23 protein-coding genes are annotated in these 21,176 nt (G+C 63.1%); 14 read left to right on the forward strand and 9 right to left on the reverse strand.

Annotated features, from left to right (window positions below; translation table 11 throughout):
* Positions 1-5: 5 nt before the first annotated feature.
* Positions 6-1,469 (reverse strand): MFS transporter, encoded by a 1,464-nt coding sequence (locus RF641_RS11310; RefSeq protein WP_424573195.1) that lies wholly within the window; start codon positions 1,467-1,469, stop codon positions 6-8.
* 218 nt (positions 1,470-1,687) lie between these two features.
* Positions 1,688-3,154, reverse strand: coding sequence for an MFS transporter (locus RF641_RS11315; protein ID WP_424573196.1), 1,467 nt, complete (start codon positions 3,152-3,154; stop codon positions 1,688-1,690).
* A 287-nt stretch (positions 3,155-3,441) separates the two neighbouring features.
* Here RF641_RS11315 and RF641_RS11320 point away from each other — a divergent pair, with 287 nt between their 5' ends.
* The 4 genes from RF641_RS11320 to RF641_RS11335 all read left to right on the forward strand — a co-directional run bounded on the left by RF641_RS11320 (position 3,442) and on the right by RF641_RS11335 (position 7,264).
* Positions 3,442-4,197 carry an SDR family NAD(P)-dependent oxidoreductase gene (locus RF641_RS11320; protein ID WP_424573197.1) on the forward strand — a complete coding sequence of 252 codons (756 nt, stop codon included), beginning with the start codon at positions 3,442-3,444 and terminating at the stop codon, positions 4,195-4,197.
* A gap of 132 nt (positions 4,198-4,329) precedes the next feature.
* Positions 4,330-5,517 carry a Rieske 2Fe-2S domain-containing protein gene (locus tag RF641_RS11325; protein WP_190264283.1) on the forward strand — a complete coding sequence of 396 codons (1,188 nt, stop codon included), beginning with the start codon at positions 4,330-4,332 and terminating at the stop codon, positions 5,515-5,517.
* Positions 5,518-5,602: 85 nt separating this feature from the next.
* Positions 5,603-5,881, forward strand: a complete 279-nt coding sequence (locus RF641_RS11330; protein ID WP_047120458.1) for a hypothetical protein — start codon at positions 5,603-5,605, stop codon at positions 5,879-5,881.
* Positions 5,882-6,004: 123 nt separating this feature from the next.
* Positions 6,005-7,264, forward strand: a complete 1,260-nt coding sequence (locus tag RF641_RS11335; RefSeq protein WP_424573198.1) for an NADH:flavin oxidoreductase — start codon at positions 6,005-6,007, stop codon at positions 7,262-7,264.
* Positions 7,265-7,304: 40 nt separating this feature from the next.
* Here RF641_RS11335 and RF641_RS11340 read toward each other — a convergent pair whose 3' ends face one another.
* Both RF641_RS11340 and RF641_RS11345 read right to left on the reverse strand, forming a co-directional pair.
* Positions 7,305-8,420, reverse strand: a complete 1,116-nt coding sequence (locus tag RF641_RS11340) for a PrpF domain-containing protein (protein ID WP_424573199.1) — start codon at positions 8,418-8,420, stop codon at positions 7,305-7,307.
* Positions 8,421-8,490: 70 nt separating this feature from the next.
* The gene (locus tag RF641_RS11345; RefSeq protein ID WP_424573200.1) at positions 8,491-9,471 is read right to left on the reverse strand and encodes an alpha/beta fold hydrolase; all 981 of its coding nucleotides are present in this window, start codon (positions 9,469-9,471) and stop codon (positions 8,491-8,493) included.
* Positions 9,472-9,698: 227 nt separating this feature from the next.
* Between RF641_RS11345 and RF641_RS11350 the strand changes: the two genes are divergently transcribed.
* The gene (locus RF641_RS11350) at positions 9,699-10,286 is read left to right on the forward strand and encodes a TetR/AcrR family transcriptional regulator (RefSeq protein ID WP_204676051.1); all 588 of its coding nucleotides are present in this window, start codon (positions 9,699-9,701) and stop codon (positions 10,284-10,286) included.
* Here RF641_RS11350 and RF641_RS11355 read toward each other — a convergent pair.
* Positions 10,283-10,816: an N-acetyltransferase family protein gene (locus RF641_RS11355; protein ID WP_424573201.1), complete on the reverse strand. Its 534-nt coding sequence runs from the start codon at positions 10,814-10,816 to the stop codon at positions 10,283-10,285. The two genes, RF641_RS11350 and RF641_RS11355, sit on opposite strands and share 4 nt — an antisense overlap.
* 2 nt (positions 10,817-10,818) lie before the next feature.
* A complete protein-coding gene (locus tag RF641_RS11360; RefSeq protein ID WP_424573202.1) occupies positions 10,819-11,169 on the reverse strand; it encodes an ArsR/SmtB family transcription factor in 351 nt (116 codons plus the stop codon).
* 98 nt (positions 11,170-11,267) lie between these two features.
* On the opposite strand from RF641_RS11360, the gene arsB reads away from it, so the two are divergent.
* The 7 genes from arsB to RF641_RS11395 all read left to right on the forward strand — a co-directional run bounded on the left by arsB (position 11,268) and on the right by RF641_RS11395 (position 16,074).
* The gene (arsB, locus tag RF641_RS11365) at positions 11,268-12,353 is read left to right on the forward strand and encodes an ACR3 family arsenite efflux transporter (RefSeq protein WP_424573203.1); all 1,086 of its coding nucleotides are present in this window, start codon (positions 11,268-11,270) and stop codon (positions 12,351-12,353) included.
* A 3-nt stretch (positions 12,354-12,356) separates the two neighbouring features.
* Positions 12,357-12,767, forward strand: coding sequence for an arsenate reductase ArsC (locus RF641_RS11370; protein WP_120991767.1), 411 nt, complete (start codon positions 12,357-12,359; stop codon positions 12,765-12,767).
* 9 nt (positions 12,768-12,776) lie between these two features.
* A complete protein-coding gene (locus tag RF641_RS11375; RefSeq protein WP_424573204.1) occupies positions 12,777-14,174 on the forward strand; it encodes an FAD-dependent oxidoreductase in 1,398 nt (465 codons plus the stop codon).
* Between the two features lie 570 nt (positions 14,175-14,744).
* Positions 14,745-14,918, forward strand: a complete 174-nt coding sequence (locus tag RF641_RS11380; RefSeq protein WP_183043243.1) for a hypothetical protein — start codon at positions 14,745-14,747, stop codon at positions 14,916-14,918.
* A 36-nt stretch (positions 14,919-14,954) separates the two neighbouring features.
* Positions 14,955-15,245 carry a transposase gene (locus RF641_RS11385; RefSeq protein ID WP_424573205.1) on the forward strand — a complete coding sequence of 97 codons (291 nt, stop codon included), beginning with the start codon at positions 14,955-14,957 and terminating at the stop codon, positions 15,243-15,245.
* The gene (locus RF641_RS11390; protein ID WP_120991762.1) at positions 15,242-15,529 is read left to right on the forward strand and encodes an IS3 family transposase; all 288 of its coding nucleotides are present in this window, start codon (positions 15,242-15,244) and stop codon (positions 15,527-15,529) included. Before RF641_RS11385 ends, RF641_RS11390 begins: the two co-directional genes overlap by 4 nt.
* Positions 15,460-16,074, forward strand: a complete 615-nt coding sequence (locus tag RF641_RS11395; protein ID WP_424573206.1) for an IS3 family transposase — start codon at positions 15,460-15,462, stop codon at positions 16,072-16,074. The genes RF641_RS11390 and RF641_RS11395 overlap by 70 nt, the downstream gene beginning before the upstream one ends.
* A gap of 245 nt (positions 16,075-16,319) precedes the next feature.
* Here RF641_RS11395 and RF641_RS11400 read toward each other — a convergent pair whose 3' ends face one another.
* The 3 genes from RF641_RS11400 to RF641_RS11410 are packed head-to-tail and all read right to left on the reverse strand — an operon-like array spanning position 16,320 to position 18,704.
* Positions 16,320-17,360 carry a LacI family DNA-binding transcriptional regulator gene (locus RF641_RS11400; protein ID WP_082344903.1) on the reverse strand — a complete coding sequence of 347 codons (1,041 nt, stop codon included), beginning with the start codon at positions 17,358-17,360 and terminating at the stop codon, positions 16,320-16,322.
* A 38-nt stretch (positions 17,361-17,398) separates the two neighbouring features.
* Positions 17,399-17,728 carry a hypothetical protein gene (locus RF641_RS11405; RefSeq protein ID WP_053799185.1) on the reverse strand — a complete coding sequence of 110 codons (330 nt, stop codon included), beginning with the start codon at positions 17,726-17,728 and terminating at the stop codon, positions 17,399-17,401.
* Between the two features lie 4 nt (positions 17,729-17,732).
* Positions 17,733-18,704, reverse strand: a complete 972-nt coding sequence (locus RF641_RS11410) for a DUF6772 family protein (RefSeq protein WP_220668566.1) — start codon at positions 18,702-18,704, stop codon at positions 17,733-17,735.
* 99 nt (positions 18,705-18,803) lie between these two features.
* On the opposite strand from RF641_RS11410, the gene RF641_RS11415 reads away from it, so the two are divergent.
* Entirely contained in the window at positions 18,804-20,117 is a 1,314-nt protein-coding gene (locus tag RF641_RS11415; protein WP_053799183.1) for an MFS transporter, read from the forward strand.
* A gap of 45 nt (positions 20,118-20,162) precedes the next feature.
* Complete coding sequence (locus RF641_RS11420) at positions 20,163-21,176, forward strand: NAD(P)-dependent alcohol dehydrogenase (protein WP_424573207.1); 1,014 nt, start codon at positions 20,163-20,165, stop codon at positions 21,174-21,176.

Genomic DNA, 21,176 nt, shown 5'->3' on the forward strand with positions numbered 1-21,176 from the left:
GGTGTTTAGCCTTCGACGGCTCCGACCAGATCCTCGTCACCGGCGGCGGCCTGCGCGTTCTTCTTGTCGCGGATCAGCCAGGAAACCACGAAGCCGATCAGGCTGGTGACCAGGACGATCGTGTAGGTCAGCGTGTAGGCGGACTCGCTCGGCACCCCGGTGCCCTCCACGGTGGAGGAAGCCAGCGCCATGGTGGTCACGGTGGTGCCCACGCCCATGAAGATGGTGCGGGTGACCGTGTTGATGCCCATGCCCTCGCTGGTGTTCTCCACCGGCACCGACTCGGCGACCAGGTTCGGGAACGCGGTGTAGGCGAACATGGTGCCGATGAACACCACGTTGATCGCGATAATGTAGCTCAGCACGCTGTACTGCGCCCAGAACAGCGCCCCGTAGCCGATCACGCAGATGACCACGCCGATCAGCAGCGAACGGCGGGCACCCACCTTCGCGGCGATCTTCCCGCTGATCGGCGAGCAGATGAACGCCACGGACGCGGCGCCGAAGATGACCAGTCCGCCCATGGTCGGCGACAGACCCAGGCCCACGCCGAAACCGGCCGGGGAGAGCATGATCATCGGGCCGATGATCTGCGCGGCGACCAGCGGGCCCACGCTCAGGATCGCGGTGGCCAGCTGGGTCAACGCCATCTTGTTGGTCTTCAGCAGGCGCAGGTTGATCATCGGGTTCTGGACCCGCAGTTCCCACCAGATCCAGATCGCGGCGAGGGCCAGGCCGCCGAGCACGAACTGCAAGGTGCGGGCGCTGGTGATGCCCCAGGCGGCCGCGTTCGAAACTCCGTAGAGCACCAGTGCCACGGCCGGGGCGAAGAGCAAGCCTCCGATGTAGTCGATCCTCCGGTCGTCCTTGCTCAGTCCGGTGGAACGGTCAAGCATAGTCATGGCCATGACCGCTGCGATCAGGCCCAGGATGCCGGAGACCATGAACAGGCCGTGCCAGTTGCCCAGGTCCAGCAGCACGCCGGCCACCAGGCTGCCGCCTGCACCGGCGATGAAGGATACCGCGGCGACCAACGCGATGGCGCCGGGGACCTTGTCCTTCTCGATCCCCGCACGGGCGATGCCCAGGCCCAGCGGCAGCGTTGCGCCCGCCGCGCCCTGGAATGCGCGGCCGATGATGACCCCGATGATGGAGCCTGCCGTGAAGCTGATGATCGAACCGACCACCGAGATGCACAGCACGATCACCAGCATCTTCTTGCGTCCGTAGATGTCTCCCAGGCGGCCGCAGATCGCGGCGGAGGCCGCGGCGACGAGCAGGAAGGAGGTGGCCGCCCAGCCGGCGGTGGCCGCGTCCGTCTGGAACTCGGCCATTAGGCTGGGCAGGGCGATGAAGATCATCGCGGATTCAAAGGTGCCGACCAGTTCCGTGGCGATCAGCACGGTGATGATCTTTGCATAGCTTGACCGAGTGGTCGCGGCTTGCTGCTTGTCTAGAAACGACGCCATCGTGTTTCCTTTGCTGTTGTCAGTGCATGGTTGCGACAGCGCCCGGGGAACCGGGCGCTGGGTAATGCGTACTGAAAGAAAGTCCGGAACGGCGCGCGAGATTTGGGATGCGCCACCGGCGGACAGGTCCCCGCCCCGGACCGCTCGATGCGTCGAGCAAGCCGGGGCGGGTGGAATATGGCGGGTCCGGGCGGTGCCGGACCCGCTGCGCGCGGGGCCTAGCGTCCCTGGACGCTCAGGGTGGAATCCTGCGGATCCGCGGCGTCGGTGCGCGGCGCATCCTTGATGCGCAGCGCCAGCAGGAAGCCGATCACGCAGGAAGCGCAGATGATGATGTAGGCGGTGTTGAACGCTGACTCGGTGGAGACCATGGTTCCCTCCACGGTGGAGGAGGCCAGCGCGACGGTCAGCACCGTGGTGCCCACGGCCATGAAGATCGTGCGGGTCACCGTGTTGATGCCCATGCCCTCGCTGGTGTTCTCCAGCGGCACCGATTCGGCGACCAGGTTCGGGAACGCGGTGTAGGAGAACATGACGCCGATGGAGATCACATAGGTGTTGATGATGAAGGTGAGCAGGTTGTTGTCGGCCCAGAACATCATCGAGTAGCCAATAAAGCTGATCACGATGCCGATCAGCAGCGCACGCCTGGCGCCCACGGCCGCGGCGACCTTGCCGCTGAACGGGGAGCCGACGAAGCTGAGCGTCGCGGCGCTGAAGATGATCAGGCCGCCCACGGCAGGCGAGACGCCCAGGCCGGCCGGGTCGGTGGCCGGGGCCAGCAGGATCAGCGGGGTCAGGATGCCCACCGCCACCAGCGGGCCGATGCCCAGCACCGCGGTGCACAGCTGGGTCAAGGCCATCTTGTTGACCTTGAGCAGGCGCAGGTTGATCATCGGGTTGGAAACGCGCAGCTCCCACGCGACCCAGAGGGCCGCCACTGCCAGGCCGCCGAGCACGAAGCCCAGGGTCCGTCCACTGAATACGCCCCAGGCGCTGGCGTTGGTCAGGCCGTAGAGCACCAGGGCCACGGCCGGCGCGAAGAGCAGGCCGCCGACGTAGTCGATGCCGCGGACTTCGCCGCGGGCCACCGGTGAGGTCTTCAGCATGGTGATGACCATCAGCGCGGCGATCAGGCCCATGGCGCCGGAAACGATGAACAGCGCCTTCCAGTTGCCCAGCTGCAGCAGCACGCCGGCAATCAGGTTGCCGCCAGCGCCGGCCAGGAACGAGGACCCGGCGATCAGCGCGATCACGTTCGGCACCTTTTGAGTGGGCAGTTCCTGGCGGGCCAGGCCCAGGCACAGCGGCAGCGTCGCCCCGGCCACGCCCTGCAGCGCACGGCCCAGGATCACGCCTTCCAGCGAACCGAAGGTGAAGCTGATAATCGAGCCGACCACGGAGATCGCCAGCACGATCGCCAGCAGCTTCTTGCGCCCGTACATGTCGCCCAGGCGTCCGCAGACCGCGGCGGAAGCAGCGGCCACCAGCAGGAAGGCCGTCGCGGCCCAGCCGATGGCGGCTGCGTCGACGTTGAACTCGTGCATCATGCTGGGCAGCGCGATGAAGATCATCGCCGATTCAAATGTGCCGACGAATTCGGCGACCAGCAGGACGCTGACAATTTTCGCGTAGCCAGGGAACTTGGCCGTTTTCGGTGAGGCATGCTGCCCGGAGGACGCCATGGCGCTTCCTTTTCTGTGCGGTGTGAGTGATGTACGCCCGCGGTGCATCGGTGGTTCCCGGGGCTTCCTTCCCGGGAGTGCGCGGATCGCCAAGCGTCCTGCGCGACGCAGTTAACTGCGTGGATCGGGGGCCGGATGCCGGCCGCCCTGCGCGAGCGTGAAATTAGTATGTTGCCGATCCGAAACCCGCTCCGCGCAAAGTCCCAGACAGTGGGATATGAGGAGATCCTCGTCACATCCGCTTGGCACACTGGGTGCGGAAGCGTTGGCAACGAATAGGAGCAGGCATGGGTGTACTCGACGGCCGGGTGGCTTTGATCACCGGAGCGGGCCAGGGCATAGGCCGCGGCATCGCCCGCGCACTGGCGTTCGAAGGAGCGAGCGTAGCGCTCGCCGGACGCACCGCGCAGAAGGTGGAAGACACTGCCGCCCAGATCCGCGCCGAAGGCGGCGACGCCCACGCGTTCACATGCGACGTCATCGACCCGGAACAGATCGAAAAGCTGGTCGGGGACGTGGTGGAGCATTTCGGCTCCCTGTCCATCCTGGTCAACAACGCGCAGACCACCGTGCACGGACAGCTGCTGGATTTGCCGGAGCAGGACTACCTGCGCGGCATGGAATCCGGCCCGCTGGCCACCTGGCGCTTGATGCGCGCCTGCCACCCGCACATGCAGGGCAATGGCGCCATCGTGAACCTGGGATCCGCCGCCGGCGTGCGGTGGAACCCGACCGGCTACGGCGGCTACGCGGCCGCCAAGGAAGCGATCCGCGTGCTGACTCGCACGGCGGCCTGCGAATGGGCAGCCGACGGCATCCGGGTCAACGCAATTCTTCCGCTGGCCACCTCGCCCTCCCTTGAGCATTGGGAGCGCATCAACCCGGAGGAAGCCCGCGAGTACATCGCGACGATTCCGCTGGGGCGCATGGGTGACACCGAGAAGGACATCGGCCCGGCGGTCGTGTTCCTCTGCTCGGAAAACTCCCGCTACATCACCGGGCATTCCCTGCCGGTGGACGGCGGGCAAGTGCTCATGCGCTGAGCAACCCTGCAAGACCCCCAGCTCGCTGCACCAAACAGGCCTTCACCGATGATGGCCCTGCCATCGGTGCGCAGCTACCCTTCGGCGGCACCTTACGGATCGCCGGCACCACACCAACGCAAAGGAGAAGCCATGTCCATTGACATGACCGAAATCACCGATTCCGAGCAGTTCGACGAAGTCCGCCTGATCGACGCGGGCAGCAACCCGACCCGCTTCGCCCGCGGCTGGCACTGCCTGGGCCGCTCCAAGGACTTCCGCGACGGCAAGCCGCACACCATCAAGGTCTTCGGCACCAAGGTCGTCATCTGGGCCGACACCAAGGGCAAGCTCAACGTGCTGGACGCCTACTGCCGCCACATGGGTGGCGACCTGTCCAAGGGTGAAATCAAGGGCGACGAGATCTCCTGCCCGTTCCACGACTGGCGCTGGGGCGGCGACGGCAAGTGCAAGGACGTGCCGTACGCACAGCGCGTGCCGCTGCGCGCCCGCACCGCCGCCTGGGAAACCATGGAGGTCAACGGCCTGCTGTTCGTCTGGAACGACCCGCAGGGCAACCCTCCTCCGGCTGACGTGACCATCCCGGAGATTCCGGGCTTCGGCACCGACGAGTGGAGCGACTGGTCCTGGAACACCTTCCTGGTCGAGGGCTCGAACTGCCGCGAGATCGTGGACAACGTGGTGGACATGGCGCACTTCTTCTACGTGCACTACCAGATGCCGCAGTACTTCAAGAACATCTTCGAGGGCCACGTCGCCGCGCAGCACATGCGCTCGACCGGCCGCGACGACATCCACACCGGCGTGCAGCTGGACATGCCTGACTCGGAGACCATCTCCGACGCCGCCTACTACGGCCCGTCCTTCATGCTGGACACCGTGTACACCGTTGCCGGCGACACCACCGTTGAAACCAAGCTGGTCAACTGCCACTACCCGATCTCGCAGGACTCGTTCGTGCTGATGTTCGGCACCTCGGTGCACACCATCGACGGCGTCACCCAGGAGCAGGCCGACGCGATGGCCGACATGTTCACCGAAGGCGTCGAGACCCAGTTCAAGCAGGACGTGGAGATCTGGAAGCACAAGACCCGCATCGAGAACCCGCTGCTGACCGCCGAAGACGGCCCGGTCTACCAGCTGCGCCGCTGGTACGAGCAGTTCTTCGTGGATGTCGAGGACATCACCGAGGACATGGTCGCCCGCTTCGAGTTCGAAGTGGACACCACCAAGGCACTGGAAACCTGGAAGGTCGAGGTCGCTGAAAACGTGGCCAAGGGCATCGTTCCGGAACAGGATCCAACCAAGGCCAAGGCCTAGCCTTTACCGACTAACCACGCACCCGGCGCATCGATGCAGGGGAAAAGTACTATCGGCCCGGAAACGGGCCAGCGAGGAGCACCTCATGAAACAGATCGATTGCCAGCAGTGCGGGACCGCCGTCCTGGTGGAGAAGTTCAGCATCCCGCACACCAGTGTGCAGTGGGTCAGCGATGCGGCGACCTCGTGCCCCCGCTTCGCCGAAGCCACGGCCGATGCCCGGGACAGCGTGTGCGGCACCACCGCACTGAGCTGCTCGTCATTGAGCCAGAGCATCGATGACGCGGTGCGCGAGGGCCGCCTGCCTATCAAGTCCCGCGTGGAGCCGGTCATCGGCGACGCGCTTGTCGCCGACGCCCTCTAGGAATTTCGGCGGCGCACCCGGCAAAGGGGCTCCCACCACGGTCCGCACCATGGTGGGGGCCCCTTGTCTCTGTTTGTTATCCCCTATCCCACCACCCGGCCTCGTGCCGCGAAAAGGATGAGCATGACCACGACAATTCCCGATCCGTTCGCCCCGGTCACCCTGGGCCCGGTGACGCTGCGCAACCGCATCATCAAGGCCGCCACCTCCGAGGGGCGCTCCCCCAAGGGCCTGGTCACCGACGACCTAATCGACTTCCACTTGGGCTTCATCCGCGGCGGCGCGGGCATGACCACGGTGGCCTACTGCTGCGTCTCCCCCGAGGGCGCCTCGGCGCCGGGCCAGATCCTGATGAGCGAGAAGTCGCTGCCAGGGCTCAAGCGGCTCACCGACGCGATCCACGCCGAGGGCGGGGCGATCTCCGCGCAGCTGGGCCACGCGGGCATGGTCGCCTCCAAGAAGATCACCGGCGTGACCTCCATGGGGCCGAGCAAGTTCGTGAACCCCTCCTCCATGGAATACTGCCGCGCCATCCGCCGCGAGGAAATCACCATGGTCATCGAGCAATTCGGGGCGGCCGCCCGGATCGCGGTGGAAGCCGGCTTCGACGCCGTGGAGCTGCACTTCGGGCACAACTACCTGCCCAGCTCCTTCCTCTCCCCGCTGCTGAACCGCCGCAAGGACGAATACGGCGGCAGCATCGAGAACCGTTCGCGCTTCGTGCGCGAGATCGCCCAGCGCGTGCGTGCGGAGGTCGGGGACAAGATCGCGGTCATCGCCAAGATCAGCATGGACGACGGGCTGCCGGGCAGCATCTGGCTGAACGACTCGATCCGCACCGCGCAGCTGCTGGACGAGGACCGCAACCTTGACGCGATTGAGCTGACCCAGGGGTCCTCGATCATCCGTCAGATGTACCTGTTCCGCGGCGACGTGCCGGTCTCTGACTTCGCGGCGGTGGTGAAGGAACCGATGAAAACCGGCGTGCGGCTGTTCGGCAAGTTCGCCCTGGGCAGCTTCCCGTACAAGGACCTGTACATGCTGGACGCGGCGCGCCAGTTCGTGCCGGTCATGAAGCACACCAAGCTGATCCTGCTCGGCGGCATCAACAACCGCGAGCACATCGACACCGGCATGCGCGAGGGCTTCGACTTCGTGGCCATGGGCCGCGGGTTGCTGCGCGAGCCCGACCTGGTCAACCGCATCCGCGAGGATTCCACGGTCACCAGCCGCTGCATCCACTGCAACAAGTGCATGTACACGGTCTACGGGCGCACGCACTGCGTCATGGAGCCGAACAGCCACCACGGTGCGCTGCCGGAAGCCGACTCGCCGTATGCGGTTGACCGCGAGCGGTTGCTGCCGCTGAGCAGCGTCGGCTAACCGCCCGCTCTGAAAGCATCGTGCGGCTGCCGCGGGATTCCTACCGCGGCAGCTGCACGAAGCCCTTCATCAAGACCCTCGCGGTGCGCAGCAGCGAGGTGTGCGCCAGCTTTCCCGCGTTGTCGAAGTGCGCGGCGGCGGACACCGAGCCCGACGGCGTGCCCAGGCGGATAACCTCGCCCTGCAGGCCGCTGGCCAGCGCGGCGGGGATGCTGCCGGGAACCTGCGCCGCGGCCGCCAGGCACATGGCCCCGGTGCCCGGAACCGCCTTGTGCGTCTGCCCCATGGAAATCACCCGGATCACCAGATCCGACTCCGCGGCATCGCTCAGCGTCCCGTCCAGCAGCATCGCGGGAGCGGGAGCCGCGGCGAGCACGATCTTCGGCATCACCAACGCGGCATCTTCAGACGTCGCGCACAGCCCCATGGCCGCGGAGCCGGCCCGGCGGATCTTCTCCAGCAGTTCCATCACCGGTTTGTTCGCGTCGATCTGCTCCGGGCTTTCGGTGCCTTCCAACCCCAGCCGGGACGCCTCGATGACCACCGTGGGCAGCGCGGCGTCGACCAGGGTGACAGGGTAGTCGTGCCCCTCGACGCGCAGCGTATCCACCGGGTTGCCGGTGGGCAGCAGCCCCGCGCTGCGGCTTCCCGCCGGGTCGGGGTAGCTCAGTTCAATGGGCGCGGCGGTGCCGTGCACCCCGGGCAGCGACAGCTCGCCGCCTACCGCGGCGCGCCCTTCAATGACAGTGAGGACCACCCGGACGATTTTCGCGGTATTCGTGTTGTACAGCGTGAATTCCCGCCGACCGTCCCGGGCTTTGACCAGCCCTGCTTCCAGGGCGAAGGGAACCACACCGGAGGACAAGTTGCCGCAGTTCCCGGCGTAGTCCGTTTCACCGGTATCCACCGCGACCTGCCCGAAGGTGTAGTCCAGGTCCACCCCCTCGCGCTGCGAGCGGGAAACCACCATGACCTTGGACAGCGAGGAGATCCCGCCGCCCAGGCCGTCCAACTGGCGGCCGAAGCGGTCCGGGGAGCCCAGCGCCTCGGCGAAGGCCCGGTTCCGGTCGGATTCATCCTCAGGAAGCCAGTCCTGAGCGAAAAACAGGCCCTTGCTGGTTCCGCCGCGGACGAATGCCGCCTCAATCCACTGCACGCAAACTCCTCATTGCCGTCCTCGCAGACCGCAACGCGGCCCCTGCGGCAATTCTAGGTGGGCATCAGCCTCAGGCGTTCACCCGGTCCATGTCGTGCAGGAATTCAAGGAACTTGTCGGTGACCTGCGCGGCGCGCTCCATGGCGATCAGGTAGCCGCCCCCGGGCACGGTCTGCACCGAGCGCACGTCCTCGTGCTGCGCGTCGAGCTGCGCCTGGATGCCGTCGCCGTACTGTTCGGCCAGCTGCAGGTCGGTCTCCGAGCCCAGGAAGTAGTACGGGACATTGGTGCGTCCGGCCGCGCGGGCATTGCGGTATTCCCAGTTCAAATCCGCCACCCGGTACCAATTGATGCCGCCGCCGAAACCGCTGCGGGAGAAGTCGCTGACATAAGTTTCCAGCTCCCATTCATCCAGCCAGGACCAGGGCAGGGCCGGCGGCTGCGGCAGCGCCTGGCGGTAAGCGGTTCCCGGCGGGTTGGCGTACACCGCGGCGAAGTCTCCGTCGGTGGACAGCACGTGGAAAATCTTGGCGATGATCTCGCGCGGGTGCGCGTCGTAGTCCGCCCGGGCGCCCTGCGGGTCCACATGGTAATAGGCCATGTGGTTGAATGCTTCCTTGCCGCGCTCGATCTCGGTCTGCGATGGCAGCGCGTCGTAGTGCGGCAGGCCGGCGTATTGCAGGCCGATCAGCGCGCGCACCCGTTCGGGGTGTTCGGCGGCCAGGTCGTAGGCGGCGAACATGCCGTAGTCGGTGCCGGAGACCACCGCCTGCTCCGCGCCCAGGTGGTCCAGCAGGCCAACCAGGTCCGCGGTGATGACATCGGCCCGGTAGGCCGCAAGCTCCTCGGGTGCTTCGGTCTGCCCCATGCCGCGCAGGTCCGGTGCCACCACGCGGTAGCCGGCCTCGGCGAGCGCGGTGATCTGGTGGCGCCAGCTGAACCAGGTGTGCGGGAAACCGTGCAGCAGCAGCACCAGCGGGCCCTGGCCTTCTTCCACGTAGTGCATCTGGATGCCGTTGATCCGGGCGTAGTGGTGGGTCCAGTTCCTCATGGGCTGCTCCTTCGGGGAAAGAAATCGACGGCGGTCCGTTCGCGCCGCCCACCATTACATCCCGGCGCCATGGCGGGCCGAGCGGTGCATCCCGGTGGCCGGGACGCGCCCCGCGCCAATAACGAGCGCTTGGTTAGTTGTTAGGATGGAATTCGACCCCGCAGCGCCCGGCGCGCGGCGAATACCCGGAACCTCCTGCACCTGCACCTTCTGCGAAAGAGCGACATATGGCTGAAAAGACCGCCCCGGCCCGACGGACTGTCATCCTCGACAACGCTGCCCGGCTCTTCGCCGAGCAGGGCATCGGAGGCACCTCGGTGCGCGAAATCTCCGCCTCGGTGGGCATGCTTTCGGGCAGCCTCTACCACCACTTCGCTTCCAAGGACGAAATGGTCGAGGAGATCCTGACCGAGTTCCTCGAGGAGCTGCAGGGCCGCTACCGCAGCGTCACCGATTCGGGCACCGAACCGCGCGAGGCGCTGAACCAGCTGATCCGCATCACCCTGGAAATCATCCGCGACTTCCCGTACGCCACGCAGATCTACCAGAACGAGGTCGCGTACATCCAGAAGCTGCCCAAGTCCACCGGTGCGCGCGCCATCAGCAGCGACATCGCCAAGCTCTGGGTGGAAGTCATCGAGCAGGGCATCGCCTCCGGCGTGTTCAAGAAGGACCTGGATGCCCACGTGGTGCACCGCCTGATCCGCGACGCCCTGTGGCTGACCGCCCGCTGGTTCTCCCCGTCCAAGAAGTACACGCTGGACCAGCTGACCAAGGACTGCAGCGCGCTGTTCCTCGACGGAATCGTGGCCTAGGTTTCCGCTGCTGCGCCCGGCTCCAGGCGCAGCTCGTACAGGACCGTGTCGATCCACTGGCCCGCCAGGGGGCCTGCCGGCGCTTGGGCAATGCGCTCCCGGTAGCCCACTTCGCGGAATCCCGCCTTGCGGTGCAGCGCCCTGCTCGCGTGGTTCTCCGCGAAGATGGCGCACTGGATCGTCCAATAACCCCGCGCCCGGGCCCGGGCGCCCAGCGCTCCGAGCAGGGCGGTGCCCACGCCCCGGCCCGCCTGCGCTGCGTCGACGTATACCGAATGCTCGATCACGCCGCGATAGGCCCAGCGTGCGGACACCGGCGACGCGGCAATCCACCCGATCACGGCACCGTCCCGGTCGACCGCGACCAGGCCCAGCTGTGCAATTTTTCGCGCCGAGAAGTCCTCCCAGGAAGGGACGGTGCCCTCGAAGGTGGCCAGCCCGCCGGCGACGCCCTGGCGGTAGATGCGTTCCACGCCCGGCCACTGCCCAACGGCCATCGGGCGCAGCTGAACACCGGCGGGCGGCTTCACGTTCAAAGCTCCGAGATCAGCGCGGCGGCTTTGTCCAACGACCCCGGAACCAGGGTGTAATAGGCCCAGGTCCCGCGCTTCTCGCGGGCGAGCAGCCCGGAATCCACCAGGATCTTCAGGTGGTGCGAGACCGTGGGCTGGCCCAGCTGCAGCAGTTCGGTCAGATCGCACACGCAGGTGCCGTCCGCGGGCCCGTGCTTGACGATGGACAGCAGCCGCAGGCGGTTCGGGTCGGCAATCGCCTTCAGCAGCCGCGCGGCCTCGCGCGCCGCGGCTTCGGCCAGCGCCGGCGCGGCACAGGTGGCACAGCAGGCTGCGCTCGCGGCGTCGTCCGCCACCGGGGTTGCCGTCATCTGGAGCACCTACCTAAATTGACATTCTTCGATATAAGTCATCATACTCGAACCGGAAACATATATCGATGAACATCAATATTGCCTAAGGATGCTTCGTGCCACCAACGACAACTCCCGCTGCGCGCCGGGCTCCGGGGAAGCTCTCCACCCTGGACCGCTACCTGGCGGTCTGGATCCTGCTGGCCATGGCCCTGGGCCTCGGCCTGGGCCGGCTGGTCCCGCAGCTCGGCCAGATCGTGGATTCCGTTCAGGTCGCCGGCGTCTCGCTGCCCATCGCGCTGGGACTGCTGGTCATGATGTACCCGGTCCTCGCCAAGGTCCGCTACAACGAAACCGGGCGCGTGCTGGCCGACAAGAAGCTGATGATCACCTCGCTGGTGCTCAACTGGCTGCTGGCCCCGGCCTTCATGTTCCTGCTGGCCTGGCTGTTCCTCCCCGACCTGCCCGAATACCGCACGGGACTGATCATCGTGGGATTGGCCCGCTGCATCGCCATGGTGATGATCTGGAATGACCTGGCCTGCGGCGACCGCGAGGCCGCCGCTGTGCTCGTTGCGGTCAACGCGATCTTCCAGGTCGTGGCCTTCGGCGTCCTGGGCTGGTTCTACCTGCAGGTCCTTCCCGCCTGGCTGGGCCTGCCGACCACCAGCGCGGAGTTCTCCGTCGGCGCGATCACGCTCTCGGTCCTGGTGTTCCTGGGCATCCCGCTGCTGGCCGGATTCCTCACCCGCACCGTGGGCGAAAGGGCCAAGGGCCGCGACTGGTACGAGGGCGCCTTCCTTCCCAAGATCGGCCCGTGGGCGCTGTACGGGCTGCTGTTCACCATCGTGCTGCTCTTCGCCCTGCAGGGGGATGCGATCATCAGCAACCCCTGGGACGTGGCCCGCATGGCCCTGCCGCTGCTGATCTACTTCGTTGTGGTGTTCGGCGCCGGGATGCTGATCGGGCGCGCCCTGAAGCTGGGCTACGAGCGCACCACCACCCTGGCCTTCACCGCCGCCGGCAACAACTTCGAGCTGGCCATTGCGGTCGCCATCGCCACCTTCGGCGCCACCAGCGGCCAGGCCCTGGCCGGGGTGGTCGGCCCGCTGATCGAGGTGCCGATCCTCGTCGCCCTGGTCTACGTGGCGCTCTGGTCGCGCAAGTACTTCCCCACCCCGGCACAAGAGCTGAAAGGCTAGCCCATGACCACTCCCAAGCCATCGGTCCTGTTTGTCTGCGTGCACAATGCGGGGCGTTCGCAAATGGCCGCCGCCTATCTGCAACGCCTTTCCGAAGGCCGGATCGAAGTCCGCTCGGCAGGTTCGGCCCCGGCCGACCAGGTGAACCCGGCCGCCGTCCAGGCGATGCGCGAAGAGGGCATCGACCTGTCCGCCCAGACCCCCAAGATCCTGACTACGGCGGCTGTGCAGGCCTCCGATGTGGTCATCACCATGGGCTGCGGGGACACCTGCCCCATCTTCCCCGGCAAGCGCTACGAGGACTGGACGCTGGATGATCCAGCAGGCCAGGGCATCGAGCCGGTGCGCAAGATCCGCGACGAGATCCGCACCCGCATCGAACATCTCATCAGCGAACTTCTCCCGCAGCGTTAGGAACCCGCCATGAAGAACGGCCATCCCATCGTGATCATCGGCGCAGGTCCCATCGGGCTGGCCGCCGCCGCGCACCTCAGCGAGCGCGGAGAACAGTTCCTGGTCCTCGAAGCAGGCGAAGCTGCCGGGGCGTCCATGCGCGAATGGGCGCACATCAAGCTGTTCTCCCCGTGGAAATTCAATGTCGACGCGGCCGCCCGGCGGCTGCTGGAAACCCCGGCGGGAAACTGCCTGGGCGACTGGGCCATGCCGCGGGAAACCTCCCTGCCCACCGGCGGCGAACTGGTGGAGCACTACCTGCTGCCGCTGGCCGCGCACCCCGCCCTGGCGCCCTCCATCCGCTACCTGCACCGCGTCATCGGCGTTTCGCGCGTCTTAGACGACGGGATCGGCCTGGACAAGACCCGCACGGCAGGTCGCGACCAGGCGCTGTTCCTTGTCCGCACCCAGTCCCCCGAAGGCATCCGTGACGTCACCGCCAGGGCGGTGATCGACGCCTCCGGCACCTGGAATACCCCCAATCCCGTCGGACGCGCGGGGCTCGAAGCCCCGGGCGAGGCAGAAGCCCGCTCCCGCGGCGCCGTCACCTCGCCGCTGCCCGATCCGCTGGGCGCGGACCGGGACGCCTTCGCGGGCAAAACGCTGCTGGTGCTCGGCGCCGGGCATTCGGCGGCGAACACCCTGATTTCCTTGGGCCGGCTGAAGAGCGCCCACGCGGACACGAAGATCCTGTGGGGACTGCGCGGAACCGCCAACCCGGTCAAGCTCTACGGCGGCGGCGCGGCGGACCAGCTCCCGGCCCGCGGGCAGCTGGGCACCAGCCTGCGCCGCCTGGTCGATACCGGGCAGGTCGACCTCATTGAAAACCTCTCCATCGTGCGCCTGGAAAATGGCGAGCGCACCCTGGTCGTAGGCGCCGACGGGCGGGAACTGCACGTGGACTACATCGTTCCGGCCACCGGCTTCCGCCCGGATCTGTCGATCCTCTCCGAGCTGCGCCTGGAGATGGACCCCGCGGTGGAAGCCCCGCGCGAGCTCGGGCCGCTGATCGATCCGGAGTTCCACAGCTGCGGCACCGTCAGCGCGCATGGGGAGCGCGTGCTGTCCCACCCGGAGCCGAACTTCTACATTGCCGGCATGAAGAGCTACGGCCGCGCCCCGACCTTCTTGATGGCCACTGGCTACGAACAGATCCGGTCCATCGCCGCCCATCTGGCCGGCGACCTGCAGGCCGCCGCGAGCGTCCAGCTCTCCTTGCCGGAGACCGGGGTCTGCTCCACGGATCTCGGCGGATCCTGCGATGCCCCGGCCCAGGACGCATCGGGCTGCGAAACTGGCCAGCCGGAGCCCGAATCCTGCTGCGGGACGCCGCAACCGGTTACCTCAGGGTGCCTACAAAGTCAGTGAGCAGCTACCAAACCAACCATGGCTAACACCGTTCCCGACTGATATCGAAGCTTCCGCATCACCCTGGCAAGGTTCCGGTATCCACGCTGCTTCAACAAGGTGATGACGATGTTCCGCAGAATTGCCATAACCTTCAGCGCGTTAGCCTTCCTCACCTGAGACTTATCCTCGTTCCAGTCATTTCCCGCCGCCAACGCAACCAGTTCTCAATGCCCCAGTGGTCACGGATGAGCCCGCCAATCTCCGCTGGGCCAGCCACATGAGTGGGCAACGACGTCAACGCCTGCACCGTTTCCGTATGCCACTTCGTTGAACCTGTCGCCCGGGATTTACGGGTGACCTGTAATGCCTGGGCTACGTGAGGGAAGCTGATTCCGGCCGTCACCGTCGCGCACTTGATAGTTTAGATCGTCCTGCGCCCATTCTTCGATTCCACGCTCTGGTTCCCAGCCGGCACTTGATCCCAAGGAATCTATACGAGCTCGTCATGCAGCTCGGGCTGGTTACCTTTCACCGTAAACACATCATGCGCCCCGCGACCATGCATATGGCGGGCATGGCGGTCTGCGTATGCAGCGCATCGACGGTGATCGCTTTGCCCTGCAGATCCAGAAAATGGTCAGGCAGGGTGGAGAACTGTGTGATCTCATTCGTCTTGGCACCGACGGGATCTTGGCCGCAAACGGCGCAGGTGCCTTGGTCCAAAGCGACCAAAAGGTGCGCGCTGAATCGCACCGGGTTTAATAGAGGCAAGGAAATTGGAAAAGGAACACTTCTCTCTTGCCGATCAAATACACCGACGAACTCAAGACCCGCGCCGTGGACCTTGTGATCCATGCGCAGGCCGAGCCAGGCACAGCTAATGGCGCCATCCGACGCGTGGCCAAGGCGCTGGTCCTGAGCAGTGAAACGCTGCGCACTTGGGTGCGCAACTACAAGAACAGCGGCGCGATGACGCCGGCCCAGTCCATTGACCTGGAAGCCGAGAATAAGCGCCTGCGCGCCGAGCTGGCCGAGACCAAGCGGGCCAATGAGATCCTGAAGAGGGCAGCGACTTTCTTCGCGGCGTGAGCTCGTATTATGCTGCGAAGCAACGGCCGCCGTCGGCCCGCAGCGTTCGCGACGAACAACTACTGCCTAAACTTCGTGCGGTCTATGAGGAGAACTATTCCTGCTACGGGGTACGGAAAATGTGGCATGCCATGAACAACCAGCATGGCGATCAGTTCGGGACGATTGCCCGGTGCACCGTGGAGCGGCTCATGAAGATCACCGGGATCGATGGGTGCGGCGCAAACGGAAGAAGCCTAAGACCCGTTCAGCGGACCCGGAATCGTGTCCGGTGGATCTGGTGAATCGCCAGTTCACCGCAGCAGCCCCCAATCGGCTCTGGGTCGCTGACATCACCTATGTTCCGACCCACGCGGGGTGGGTCTATGCCATGTTCATTCTTGATGTGTTCAGCCGTGAAATCGTGGGCTGGCAAGTGACCAACCACATGCGGGAATCCTTGGCCAGGGACGCTTTGATGACGGCCTTGGCAAGGAAATACAAGGATGGCGAGGACGTGACCGGCCTCGTGCATCATTCAGATCGTGGGGTGCAATTCCGGCCCATCAGATACGGGCAGGCGTTGGCCGAGTCCGACGCGATCGCTTCGGTGGGTTCCAAGGGCGATTCGTGCGATAATGCCATGGCCGAGGCGCTTAAATCGGTCTACAAGGCGAAGCTGATCGACCGGAAGCAATGGTCTGGACAGGTTGAGGTCATGGCCGAGACCTCCAGGTGGGTTGGCTGGTACAACTCCCAGCGGCTGCATTCGGCACTCGGATACAGGCCGCCGGCTCACGTGCATCAACAGTGGACCGAACGGACGCAGACGGACGTTGCGGCTGCTTAGAAAAACAAGTTAAAGAGTCTCTACAAAACCCGGGGCTTGACAGCTCTCAAAGAGTCAAATATTGACCATATCCGGTTAATTCTCGCGTGTTCCGGGTACTTTCCCCAGAAATATCCAGAGATTCCCGAACCTTAAGTTTTCCACGCGTAGATGGCAGGGTCCTATTCGAGACTGGCCAAACATGGACCATGCAACTTAATTGTCGCCCTGACGTAAGAGACAGTTTCTAACTGACAGATTTGAAGTTAAGTTGTTCGTTCAGCTAATACAGCACTGCTAGCGCGCACCTTGAGCTCTGGACGGATCAGTCTTCGTATACGTGGCCCTGAAGCTCCTGCTACTCGTTGAAGCAAGGTAGCTACCGCCAATTCTCCGACTAATGTTGCAGGCAGGTCTACGGTGCTGAGGGCAGGCGAGACCCACTCAGCAAAGGGAAGTCCCCCATATCCAACAACCATTACTTCCTCTGGCACACGCCGGCCCGATTCCTGCAGCGCTTTGAGAGCGCCAAGGGCAAAGAAGTCATCCCCAGTTATTACCGCGTCGTACGTGCGGTCCTCGCTAAGGCGATCGTTCACAATAAGGAATGCTTCGTGAGCCCGCCACTGGGGGCCAGTATTCTCAAAACGTCTGGTGTGTACATCTGCGAAGTCCACAGTGGCCTGAGGGGACTCCTCTAGGGCTCGTCTGATCCCCGACTTCCTGGCTTCCACTGTGCTGATCGCCAGATTCTCATCGATACTGAGGATCCTTTTCGCACCCGAGCCGATAAGGTGTCTTGCAGCTGCATAGCTTCCTGCTTCACTGTCCACGCCGATGAAATCGGTTGGGCTTTCAGCAATTTCACGAGTTGTTGCAACGACTGGGATTCCTGCTGCCTGTACAGCAGCCCAAGGATGGCTCCGCCCTTGGACGGGTATAGCAATGACACCGCTGGGTCGGGAAGCGATGATTTGCTCCGCAATCTGTTGCTCTTGCTCCGGCAGTTCCTCCGTCGCGTATAAATCCAGCGAGTATCCTGCTGCCCGCACTCCGGACTCAATCGCGGCTAAGAGTTGGGCTGCGAACGTGTGTGTTGCCGACGGCACTGTCACCGCGATGGTATCGACGCCGGTAGTCGGATGCTGTTGCGGGATAACGTACCCAACTTTAACCGCCTCGCTGAGGACAAGCTGGCGGGTTCGTTCACTTACTCCATCACGGCCTCGTAAGGCGCGCGAGACGGTATTGGGAGAAAGGCCAAGTGCAGTGGCGATGTCGTCCAATGTGTGACGAGTAGATTTCATTCCCGCTCCTCCCGCGCGCCTGAGTGCGCTCTAACTGATTATTCCTTAAGCACGAGGTAAACCCGTGTCAGGGGAGCCGAGGTAACTTCTTCCGGCGTGATGACGAGACGAAGCCAATGCCCGAAATCCCGCACAGAGGTGGTAATCACTCCCCTCATCTCGCCTACGGCTGGCTCGGACTCGTGATCGACCCAGGTCAGGCCATCGGCCGAGATCTGCGTCTTGGCTTGCACCCGGCCAGTATCGGACTCTAGGAATTGCACGAACCAGCGGGCTTCCGTCGCCCAGGCAGCTTCGAACGGTTCTGTTGCAATTTCTCCTTCAAGAACGACACCGCGTTCGAGGACTGCGGTTTGAGATTCACGCATGATTTTACCAATCTGCCGAGATAACGACGGAGTCGAGGAACAAGAAGTTTCGCTGGCCGCTCATCGAACGTACCGAGAAATAGAAATTCAGAAGATTTTCCAAAGATCCATAGCGTTCTTCGTAGATGGGCACTGGGACATCAGACCAATCCATGATCTGATCATTCAGCTGCAATTCAACATTGCGTCGAGTTTCGGTGTTGATGACCCATCGCAAATAATGCCAGTTCACTTTGGTCGGGACTTCGTTCATGCAAAGCTCTTGGGGCTCACCGTAGACTTCCCAATCTTCCGGGTTAGGAGCTGTGAAATCAGCCGCATAGGGGAAGTCCACTTTGCCCTCAAAGTGCTCGCGAGGAGTTGGTTCTGGAACGGTCGGGTACCTCCATTGACGAAGCATGTTCCCATCTTCGTCAGCATTCTGGTAGCGGGCGACTGTATGGTAGCGGATTCCATCATCTCCGCAGAGGTCAGTGGCGACAGTGAATGCGCCAAATTGCGCTTCTGAGGGATGGCTGTTGCCGTCGAACTTCATTTCCCCGAAGGCTTCATCTGCATCCGGGTCGACCACTGCTTCGGCTTTATATGCCAAGTAGGCTTCGATCTGCAGCAGGCCTCTCCCGCTCATGGTAAGCCGTCGGATAGCTGTCGCGGTGTGGCCAGGATAAGGCCTCGACGCCAACTTCAATGCATACGTTCCTGACATCGCTCCGTGTGTGCCAACATCGAAAAAGTCGCAGGACGAAAGCTGCGGTGGGCGAAAATCTCGGAAGTGCCTGTCTAGGGATTCGTACTCTCCCTTGCCGTTGTAGTTGCCGCCGAGTTCAACCCACCCGTGTAAGCCGGAGTTGAACTCATCATGCGCAAGGATGCGGGGCAAGGGTTTGAATTTGGATAATTTTGGATCCGCGCTCTGAACAGCTTTCCTGATCGTAGCGCTGAGATCTGTTTCTGGGGTGTTGTGCATATTTTGCATATTCCTAACGTTAGATCGTCATTGAAAAAAGTACAAGACTATTGAAAAAGAATAGTTTAGTTATAGAATCAATGTGACTCACACCACCGAAAGGGAATCATGGCACCCAAACGCCCTATTTCAAAAGCAACATTGGCATCGACTGTAGGTACTGCTCTCGAGTGGTACGACTTCTCGCTGTACGGCATAGCCTCAGCACTCGTACTGTCGCAGGTATTCTTTCCTGGAGAGAATCAAACATTGGCTGTGCTGGCATCGCTAGGAACATTTGCGGTCGGGTTCTTCGCCCGCCCTGTGGGCGGTGTCATTATCGGTATCCTCGGGGACCGCTTCGGACGAAGACTGATGCTTTTCGTCACCCTATTGCTCATGGCAGTGTCATCGACGCTCATCGGATTGCTCCCGAGCTACAGCCAGATCGGAGTATGGGCTCCCATCCTCCTGGTGTTCCTTCGAGTTCTCCAGGGCCTTGGCGCTGGAGGTGAATACGCCGGCGCTATGTTGTTATCCGCTGAGCACGCCCCCGCAAAGCGCCGAGGACTCAACGCCGCGATCCCTAGCGCGGGAAACGCGCTCGGCTCTCTCATGGCGACAGGTATCTATTTCTTGGTTCAGTCCGTCCTGCCTCATGAAGATTTCATTGCCTGGGGCTGGAGAGTCCCTTTCTTGCTCAGCATCATCCTTGCCGTCGCCGCCTTCATCATTAGGCTCCGGGTAAGCGAAAGTCCAGAGTTCGAACAAGGACACCAGGAAGAAAAGCCAGCGGTTCCTCGTTTCCGCGAAGTTTTCCGTCTCGGTGGCCGCCGCATTCCTCTAGCCATGGTCATGAGCATCTCGCCGAACGTGCTTTCATACCTCCCTTCGGTATATGCGCTGAGCTATCTGGCAACCACGGTGGGCGCTTCCGAATGGATAGGGCTCTTTGGCATCATCATCGCCAACCTTCTGAAACTCATCACCATTCCGTTAGCAGGGTTGCTTTGCGATCGTTTCGGCGGCAAAAGCCTGATGATCATTGGTTCTGTATCCGGCGCGGTACTTTTCTACCCCTTCTTCTGGATGCTCGATACCGGAACCCCAGTTTGGATCTGGGCCGCACTCGTCTTGATCTTCACTTTGTGTTGCGATCTAACCTTGGCCTCGCAAGCCACTATGCTTTCAGGGCTTTTCGATGTGCGCGTTCGTTACACCTCAGTGACGTTCAGCCGAGAAATCACAGGCGCCCTAGTCGGCGGAACCCTTCCCTTTGTCGCCGCGGCGCTGACCAGCAGCTCGGACGGTTCGCCATGGCTCGTGGCAATGTATTGCTCAGTGATGTGCTTACTGTGCGCTGGTGCAACCTACTTCCTGCCTTCTACTCGGCATATGGACCCCCACGCCATCGAGTCCCCCGCCCAAAGCGTGTCCAGATAATGCATGTCGACTCAGAATCGTTGAGCGTTTAAGAAAAGGATTGAAATGGCAAATTTCGCCGCAGTAATGACTGACCTCGGAACTATGGAACTTCGAGAAGTCGCAGAACCGACCCTTGAGCCGGGGCAAGCAATCATTGCCCCTCGCGCCGTGGGGGTATGCGGTTCAGACGTCTCCTATTTCGTCTCAGGAAAGGTCGGGCCCTTCGTCGTCTCCGGAGATTTCATCCTCGGACATGAGCTTTCCGGAGATGTTCTTGCCATCGCCCCGGATGTCACCAATGTCAAAGTTGGAGATCGGGTCGCCGTGGAGCCCGGAACCCCCTGCCGCGACTGCGCTCAATGCCGCGCCGGACGCTACCATCTATGTCCAGATCTCGAATTTCTGGCCACCCCGCCTTATGACGGCTGCCTCGTCCAGCGTCTGGCAGTCGATGCGCGTTCCCTACACGTCATGCCCGAATCCATGAGCTACGAAGCAGGAGCACTACTCGAACCGCTCTCCGTTGGACTGTGGGGATGCAGAAGAGCTGGGCTACTTCCAGGCGATAAGGTATTAGTCACCGGCGCAGGACCCGTCGGCATCCTCGCCGCGGAAGCAGCAAGGGCAGAAGGTGCCTTGGAAGTGGTAGTTTCGGATGTTTCAGAGACACGACTAGAACTCGCTCGAACCCACGGATTCCACACTTTCCACAGCAATGAAATCAAAAAGCATGATCCTAGTTTCGATGTCCTTCTAGAATGCAGTGGAGTGCCACAGGTACTTAACGCTGGGTTACACCTATTACGGCAAAATGGCAGAGCAGCTTCAATTGGCATCGGCAAGACCGACGTCGAATTACCTTTGCATACGCTGAATTGGAACGAAATCACCCTCGCCACGGTCAACCGCTATAACAACACCTGGCCTTTGGCAATGGCTCTAGTCGCCAGCGGAAGAGTCGACCTCTCAGGGCTGCACACGGGAAGCTTCCGACTCTCCGAATCCAGTCAAGCCCTACTGGCAGGTCGAGTCGACGAGCATGCAGTGAAGTCAATCATCTACCCGCAAGAAGTTTGA

This window comes from Arthrobacter sp. 'calajunan' (genome assembly GCF_046940185.1).
GTDB classification, from domain to species: domain Bacteria; phylum Actinomycetota; class Actinomycetes; order Actinomycetales; family Micrococcaceae; genus Glutamicibacter; species Glutamicibacter soli.